The sequence below is a fragment of the Gemmata sp. genome, assembly GCF_051859125.1.
In the GTDB taxonomy this organism is placed as follows: domain Bacteria; phylum Planctomycetota; class Planctomycetia; order Gemmatales; family Gemmataceae; genus Gemmata.
Map to the genome: position 1 here is coordinate 22,729 of NZ_JBHYGG010000307.1, position 7,727 is coordinate 30,455.

Consider the following 7,727-nt stretch of genomic DNA (forward strand, 5'->3'; position numbering starts at 1 on the left):
AAGACGAGCGGCACCGCCCGACCAAAGATCGGGTGGTGCCGCTCGTTGGGGTCGTAGCGTTCGGGTTGCAGGGTCGGCGTCGTTCGCCTCACGCGGGCCGCCACGCAGGGCGGCGCCTACACCACAGAGGCGAACCGTGGTAGGGGCCGCCCTCTGTGGCGGCCCGCCGCTCACCTCCTGCGTGTCCCTCGAGTCTTGTCCCGGTCACTTCCCGTCGTCGGGCAGCAGTTCCCACTGCTCGCCGAAGAAGCCCGCCCGCACCACCTTGCCGGGGTAACGCGCGTTTGACGGGGTCGTGATGTCGAGGACCGCGTAGTCCGGCATCTTCGACACCTGGCGGGCGTTGTTGAGGTAGTCGTACTCGCGGAACGTGAACCCGCTGTTCAGCACCACGTACTTCTGCGGGTTCAGCGGGTTCGGGTAGATCAGCACCGGGACGTGCGTGCCGACCTCGTAGGTCGTGTCGCCCACGACAACGCCCTTGTCGGTCCACTTGATCGGCAGCTTGGCGGCGATCTTCGCCAGCACCGCGTTGCTCATCGGGTCGCCCCACAGCACGAGGTTGCGGTTCTTGATGTCGTCCTCGGTGACCTCGGTGTCCTTCTTCATCGGCGCGTCGCCGCGGAACTGCTTCCGCCAGTGGTCGGCGGCGTGCTTCATCTCCTTCTCGGCCCACTCCGCGGTCTTCGAGTTCATCGGCCGGCCCGTCGGCGACACCATCACGAACGGGTCCATGAACGCGTCGTCGATCGGCCCCTGGAGGCCGGAGAGCTTGCGGAGGTTGTTCGTATCGAGGCTCGGCACCGCCTGCCACTTCCCGTCGCCGCCCTTGCGGAAGTGCCCGTCCTTGCCGATGGCGAGGTCGGTGCCGTCGATCACGGCCTTCGTGGGCGCGTTCGGGACGCTGGCCGGGAAGCGCAGCGTCAGCGCCGAGACGCCCTCGGTCGTCACGACCGCGGCCCTGTCCTTGATCTCGCCCTCGACGCGGGCGCGCTCCCAGTGCTTCGCGAGCCCCTCGACCGTGACCCACGCGCACTGGCTGTACCGGAGCGTGAACGTCGTGAACTTAATCTTCTCGGGCAGCGCCGGCTTGCCCTTCGCGACGATCGCGTCGATCCGCTTGTTCAGCTCTTCCTTCGCGGCCTTCTCGTAGCCGTGGCCGGTCTTCGGCCCGATCAGGTGAACGAGTTCGAGCCCCTCCTTCTTCATCTCGCGGGCCATGACGTCGGCGGCCTGCTTCTGCTTGTCGATCTCGCCGCTGTACGCGACCGTCGGGAGGTTGAAGAGGTTCACCGCGTAGTCGCTCGCGTTGTACATCCGCCACAGCTTCTTCTCGTACCACGCGGGCTCGACCTTCTCGTTCTGGAACACGTCGAGGAACTCGGGGGTCTCGCTGAACCCGGCCCCGGGGGCGTTGGCGGCCCACAGCGTTGGGAAGTGCGTGCTGAACTGCCAGCACGCCGCGCCGCCCATGCTGAACCCGCGGGCCACGAGCCGCGACTCGTCGATGCGGTAGTGCTTCTTGGCGTGTTCGAGGCACTCGAACGTGTCCACCTCGCCGGCGAACTTGTTCGCGTTGCTGAACCGGCCGAACGGGTGCAGGATCAGCGCGCCGGGGGCCGGGATGATGCCGCCGCCGTCGCCCGGCGAGTTCGCCATGAACCCGGCCTCGACGGTGTTCTCGAACCGGCCGTGCCACCAGAAGTCGAGCCGGTGCTTCTTGTCGCCCTTGAAGTCGTAGTCGGCCGGGACCACCATCCAGTACGGCTGCACGCTGCCGTCGATCTTCGAGACGTACCCGCGGAGGACGCCGCCCGTCTGCGTGGCCCACGGCGTCTTGCCGTCCTTGAGCGCCTTCGCACGTTCGAGGCCGGCGGCGAGCACCTTTTTGACGGTGCCCGCTGGGGTCGGCAGTTTCGCGTTCTTGTCCTTGGGCGGGGCCGGGTCGTACACCTCGTTGTGATCGAGCGCCCACCGCACCGCCTTCTCGTAGATCTGCACGTCCGCGAGCAACTCGTGCGTGCCGGCGTCCTTGATGAGCCCCTGGAGTTCGGCGAGCCCCTTGCGGACCTCCTCTCGCACCGCCTCGGGCACCTCGCTCCCCTTGGGCGGGACCGGGCGGACGTTGTCGGGCACGTTGTCGCCGGGGCCGTCGGCCCGCGTGGCCGGCAGGCTCGCGAGCCCGATCAGGGCGCAGGCGAACAGGGGAACGGAGAGGCGGCGCGCGAACATGATCGGTCCTCGAAGGGTCTGAACGGCTGGCGGCGGGATCGGGTGTGCGGCGGTATTGTAGAGGCGGCCGCGCCGCCCTTCACGGTCCGTCGCCGATCTGATAAACACAAGGGGTAAGACAATCACTGCGCGGGACATCGAATCCGGTGCCCGCCAAACGGGAGGCGGCCAGTGGCGTCAACGAAGATGATCGACATCCGGCGGGGCATGGTCCTGAACATGAACGGGGCGCTCTGGTACTGCCTGGACCGCGACCTCAACACGCCGGGGAACTGGCGCGCGATCCTGTACCTGAAGCTCAAGAACCTGACCACCGGCAGCATCACCGACGAGCGGGTCCACCCGGACGACAAGGTGGACGTCGTGTACCTGGACACGAAGGACTACAACTACTCGTACAAGGACGGCGACGACTACGTGTTCGTGGACGCCGAGACGTTCGAGCCGGTCACCCTCAACGGCGACATGGTCGGCGACATGATGAAGTTCCTCCGGGAGAACGACCCGGTGAAGATCACGTTCTACGACGGCAAGGCGCTGTCGATGGAGCTGCCGCAGACGGTCACCCTGAAGGTGATCGAGACCGAGCCGGGCATCAAGGGCGCGACCGCCGCCGCCCAGACCAAGGCCGCCACGCTCGAGACCGGCGTCGTCGTGCAGGTGCCGTCGTTCATCGCCGTCGGCGAGCAGATCGTCATCCAGACCGAAGACGGCAAGTACCTGAAGCGCGCGGCCAAGGAAGGCAAGGAAGGGAAGTAGCCCGTTCCCGGAGGGACCCGTGGTTCTGTACGACATCCCGGTTACGACCATCGACGGCACCCAGGCGACGCTCGGCCCCTACCGGGGCCGGGTGCTGCTGATCGTGAACGTCGCCAGCAAGTGCGGGTTCACCCCGCAGTACGCCGGGCTCGAGGCGCTGCACCGCGAGTTCAAGGACCGCGGGCTGGTCGTCCTCGGGTTCCCGTGCGACCAGTTCATGAACCAGGAACCGGCGGCCGAGGCCGAGATCAAGCAGTTCTGCTCGCTGAAGTACGACGTGACGTTCCCGATGTTCGCCAAGGTCGACGTGAACGGCCCGAACGCCCACCTGCTCTACCAGTACCTCAAGGGCGAGCGCCGCGGCATCTTCGGGACGCGGGCCATCAAGTGGAACTTCGGCAAGTTCCTGGTGGACCGCACCGGGGGCGTGGTCGGCCGGTACAGCATGTTCACCCCGCCGAGCAAGCTCCGCCGGCGGATCGACGCGCTGCTCGGGTCGGTGTCGGCGGCCAACCCGGAACTCACCGACAGCACCGTCGTGCTGTGACCGCGGGCGAGCCAGTCGAGCCGCGGGGGTCACCCCCGTGGCAGTTGGACGCGCCCACCGCCACGGGGGCGTCACGCTCTTCGCCAGGTTCCGGGGCTTGTCCACGTCGCACCCCCGCAGCAGCGCGATCTCGTAGGCGAGCAACTGGAGCGGGATCGCGGTGACGATCGGCTGGAGGTACTCGGGCACGTCGGGGACGGCGATCACGTCGTCGGCGACGGCCTCGACCTCGCGGTCGCCGGGGCTGCACACCGCGATCACCGGGCCGCGGCGGGCCTTGATCTCCTGCATGTTCGACATCACCTTGTCGAACACGTTGCCCCGCGGCACCAGGAACACGCTCGGCGTCTTCTCGTCCACCAGCGCGATCGGCCCGTGCTTCATCTCCGCGGCCGCGTACCCCTCGGCGTGGACGTAGCTGATCTCCTTGAGCTTCAGCGCGCCCTCGAGCGCGACCGGGTACAGGTACTGCCGGCCCAGGTACAGCGCGTTGTTCGCCTCGGCGTACTTCTCCGCGATCTTCTTGACGTGGTCGTGGCAGTCGAGCGCCTTGCGGACCGCGTCCGGCAGCGCGTGCAACTCGTCGATGATCCGCTGGCCCTGGATGCTCGACAGGTGCCGGGTGCGGCCCAGGTACAAAGCGAGCATCGCGAGGACCGTGACCTGCGAGGTGAACGCCTTGGTGCTCGCGACCCCGACCTCGGGGCCGGCGTGCAGGTACACGCCGCCGCACGCCTCGCGGGCGATGCTGCTGCCGACCGTGTTGCAGATCGCGAGCGTCGTGTGGCCCATCCGCTTCGACTCGCGGAGCGCCGCCAGCGTGTCGGCCGTCTCGCCCGACTGGGTGATCGCCAGCACCACCGTGTTCCGGTCGATCGGCGGGTTGCGGTACCGGAACTCGCTCGCGTACTCGACCTCGACGGGCAGCCGGGCCAGTTCCTCGAACATGTACTCGCCGACGAGCCCGGCGTGGTAGCTGGTGCCGCACCCGGTGATGATGATGCGGTCGATCTGCCGGAGCTGCTGGGCGGTGAGGTTCAGGCCGCCGAAGTGGGCGGTCGCGTCGGCCTCGGCGAGCCGGCCCCGCATCGCGTTCGCGACCGTGTCGGGCTGCTCGTAGATCTCCTTGAGCATGTAGTGCGGGTACGCCCCGAGTTCCGCGTCGCCGTCGCCGAGGAACTGGGCGATGTCGTGGACCGGGGGCGACACCGGGAGCAGGTCCTGGTCGCGGATCTCCCACTCCTCGCCCGCGAGCGCGCAGATCTGCCGGTCGTTGAGGTACACCACCTTGTCGGCGTACCCGGCCAGCGCGTTCGCGTCGGACGCGAGGTAGCTCCCGTCGGAGCCGACCCCGATGACCAGCGGGCTCCCGAGCCGCGCCCCGACGATCACCCCGGGCTCGTGCCGCGACATCACCGCCAGCCCGTAGGTGCCCTTCACCAGGGACAGCGCCTGCCGCACCGCGCCAACGAGGTCGCCGTGGTAGTACCGGCCGATGAGGTGCGCGAGCACCTCGGTGTCGGTGTCGGACCGGAACTGCACGCCCTGCGCCTGGAGCTGGTGCCGGAGCGTCGCGAAGTTCTCGATGACGCCGTTGTGGACGACCGCAATGTTCCCGGTCGCGTCGAGGTGCGGGTGGGCGTTGCGGTCGGTCGCGCCGCCGTGCGTGGCCCACCGGGTGTGGCTGATCCCGTAGCACCCCGGGGCCGGGTGCGCGGCGACGAGCTTGCCGAGTTCCGCGAGCCGGCCGGACTTCTTGCGGAGGTGCAGCTCGTTGCCGGTGCCGGTGATCATCCCGGCGCTGTCGTACCCGCGGTACTCGAGCCGGCTGAGACCCGCCATCAGAATCGGGGAGGCTTCCCGCCGCCCGGTGAACCCGACGATTCCGCACATGTCTCGATCCTCCTGACCAGATGTGGCGGGGAGTCTAACGGGTTTCTCGCGACGAGTGGAAGACGAGTTCGTGAAGTGTCGGGAGAGTGGGTCACTCACTCCGCGAGTGGCACCGGCGGCGCTCCGGGCCTCACTCGTCATTTTCGTTGCGCCGGGGCGCGACTCGCGGAGCGAGTCGCCTACTTTGGGGGTTCGATCGCGACGAACCCGAAGCCCTCGTACATCGGCCGCAGTTCCGGCTTGCTCGTCAGCATCACGTAGGGGACGCCGCGGCGGAACGCCTGGGTGACGGCCTCGGCGAGCAGCGCGTTCGCGACCCCCTGCCCCCGCGCGTCGGGCCGCACGACGACGTAGTCGATCTGCCAGTTCACGGGAGCGGTCACGAGGAGGAACCCGTCGGCCGATCCGTCGGCGGCCCGGTGCAGGCAGACGAACCGCACCCCGGCCCAGACCGCCAGGAACTTCGACCGCGTGCGGAACTGCGTGGAGACGAGGTCCCAGAGGTGCTTGCACGCGGGCTCGTCGGCGAGGAACTCCGGCACCGCGAGGAACTCGACCGGGAGGAGCGGGGGCCGCTCGCGCACGGGCCGGCAGTAGTAGTGCAACTCAGCGGACGGTGCCACGAGACGCCTCCGGGCCGGCGGAACCACTCACGAGGGGAACGGGGCGGGCTGTCGCGCCGGTGCGGTGCGGCCGGTTGGGCTTCCCACCGGGTTCCCCGTCTGGTTACCATCCGCGACCGATCCCGGTCCAGACGAATGGTGCCCCGATGCAGTGGCTGCTCATCGGCTACATGTTCCTGTTCATCGACCGGCCCTTCGAGGTCTGGCAGTGGCTCGGCGACCTGCACGTCGAGCGCGTGTACATGGTGTTCACGATGGCCGCGTGGGCCGCGTACCCGCACAAGCGGTGGCTCCCGAACGTGCAGCAGGCCGCGTACGCCGGGTTCGCCGCGTCCGTGGCCCTGTGCTGGCTCATGAGCCCGTGGAGCGACAAGGGCCAGCCGATCGTCGAGGACTGGTTCAAGATCGTCGTGTTCTACTACCTCCTCGTCACCACGGTCCACGACGAGAAGGGGCTGCGGAACATCGCCGTGGGGTTCGTCGCGGTCATGGGGCTGTACCTGCTCCACTCGTTCCGCGAGTACCTGGGCGGGCGGCACACGTACCGCATGGGCATCAGCCGCATGATGGGCGTGGACGGCACGCTCGGCGACCCGAACAGCTTCGGGGCCAGCATCGTGTACGCGCTGCCGATCGTGGCGGCCGTGTGGGCGGCCGGGATCGGCGGGAAGCGGGGCCGGCTCCTGATGGCGGGTTACGTGGGGCTGTCGTGCCTGTGCATCCTGCTCACCGGGTCGCGGGGCTCGCTGATCGGGCTCGTGGTGTGGTTCGCGATCGTGATCTGGGGCACGAAGTACCGGGTGAAGGCGCTGGCCGCGTTCGCCGTGGCGGCCCCGATCGCGTTCGTCGCCCTGCCCGACTCGCTCCAGAACCGGTTCGAGACGATCATCAACCCCGAGGTCGGCCCGAAGAACGCGCAGGAGTCGGGCGAGGGCCGCATCTACGGGTTCTTCACCGGGTTCGAGCTGTGGGCCGCGAACCCCCTCAGCGGCGTCGGCCCCGGGGCGTGGCGCCCCGCGACCCGGCAGCACATCGAGTCGCACAACCTGTACGGGCAACTGGTCGGCGAGATGGGCGGGCTCGGGTTCTTCTCGTTCGGGTTCCTCATGTGGTGCTTCTGGACGAACCTGCGGGCGATGAAGCGGCTCCGGCGGAACTACCCCGAGTGGCAGAACGACCTCGTGTTCACGCTCCCCTCGGCGATCGGCGTGAGCCTGTTCCTGCTCCTGTTCATGGGGAACTTCGGGCACAACCTGTTCCGGTTCACCTGGCTGTGGTACGGCGGGTTCCTCATCATCGCGCGGCACTGCGCCGAGGTGCGGGTCGCGAACTGGGAACCCGCGCCGGAGCCCGAGGAGGAGTTCGAAGAGGAGTACGAACTGGAACCCGGCTGGATCCTGCACCCGCCGCACGCGTGAGTTCGGACCCGCTTCACCGCTCCTCGATCACCGCGACCAGGACGACGTCTTCGGGTCGCCGGGCCGCGAGGAACGACCGGCCGACGGCATCGGTGGCGGGGATCAGTGCGTCGAGCGCCTTCTGCTCGGCGGGCGCCACCAGCGCGAGCCGCACGGTGCCGGCGCGGTCGCCGAGGCGGTAAGCGATCATCACCCCCGACGGTAGGGCTTACGCACTATGCGTGGAGAGTCCTTGGAGTACTTGAACCAAGTACT

General features: G+C 68.4%; 6 protein-coding genes and 1 pseudogene. 3 read left to right on the forward strand and 4 right to left on the reverse strand.

What is annotated here, in order from left to right:
• Positions 1-204: 204 nt before the first annotated feature.
• Positions 205-2,232, reverse strand: coding sequence for a prolyl oligopeptidase family serine peptidase (locus ACTIGN_RS33205; RefSeq protein WP_439632092.1), 2,028 nt, complete (start codon positions 2,230-2,232; stop codon positions 205-207).
• Positions 2,233-2,403: 171 nt separating this feature from the next.
• On the opposite strand from ACTIGN_RS33205, the gene efp reads away from it, so the two are divergent.
• The gene (gene efp / locus ACTIGN_RS33210; RefSeq protein ID WP_439632094.1) at positions 2,404-2,991 is read left to right on the forward strand and encodes an elongation factor P; all 588 of its coding nucleotides are present in this window, start codon (positions 2,404-2,406) and stop codon (positions 2,989-2,991) included.
• Between the two features lie 19 nt (positions 2,992-3,010).
• Positions 3,011-3,538: a glutathione peroxidase gene (locus tag ACTIGN_RS33215; protein WP_439632101.1), complete on the forward strand. Its 528-nt coding sequence runs from the start codon at positions 3,011-3,013 to the stop codon at positions 3,536-3,538.
• A 69-nt stretch (positions 3,539-3,607) separates the two neighbouring features.
• On the opposite strand, the pseudogene glmS reads toward ACTIGN_RS33215, so the two are convergent.
• Positions 3,608-5,431: pseudogene (gene glmS / locus ACTIGN_RS33220) on the reverse strand (glutamine--fructose-6-phosphate transaminase (isomerizing)); the annotation flags it as partial.
• A 179-nt stretch (positions 5,432-5,610) separates the two neighbouring features.
• A complete protein-coding gene (locus ACTIGN_RS33225) occupies positions 5,611-6,054 on the reverse strand; it encodes a GNAT family N-acetyltransferase (RefSeq protein ID WP_439632096.1) in 444 nt (147 codons plus the stop codon).
• Positions 6,055-6,200: 146 nt separating this feature from the next.
• On the opposite strand from ACTIGN_RS33225, the gene ACTIGN_RS33230 reads away from it, so the two are divergent.
• Positions 6,201-7,472, forward strand: a complete 1,272-nt coding sequence (locus tag ACTIGN_RS33230) for an O-antigen ligase family protein (RefSeq protein WP_439632098.1) — start codon at positions 6,201-6,203, stop codon at positions 7,470-7,472.
• 13 nt (positions 7,473-7,485) lie between these two features.
• On the opposite strand, the gene ACTIGN_RS33235 is transcribed toward ACTIGN_RS33230, so the two are convergent.
• Complete coding sequence (locus ACTIGN_RS33235; RefSeq protein ID WP_439632100.1) at positions 7,486-7,662, reverse strand: hypothetical protein; 177 nt, start codon at positions 7,660-7,662, stop codon at positions 7,486-7,488.
• Positions 7,663-7,727: the final 65 nt, after the last annotated feature.

Bases quoted from the DNA above. Each gene is read 5' to 3' on its own strand.
- ACTIGN_RS33205 (WP_439632092.1), bottom strand. From the start codon at position 2,232: ATGTTCGCGCGCCGCCTCTCCGTTCCCCTGTTCGCCTGCGCCCTGATC.
- ACTIGN_RS33230 (WP_439632098.1), top strand. From the start codon at position 6,201: ATGCAGTGGCTGCTCATCGGCTACATGTTCCTGTTCATCGACCGGCCC.
- ACTIGN_RS33235 (WP_439632100.1), bottom strand. From the start codon at position 7,662: ATGATCGCTTACCGCCTCGGCGACCGCGCCGGCACCGTGCGGCTCGCG.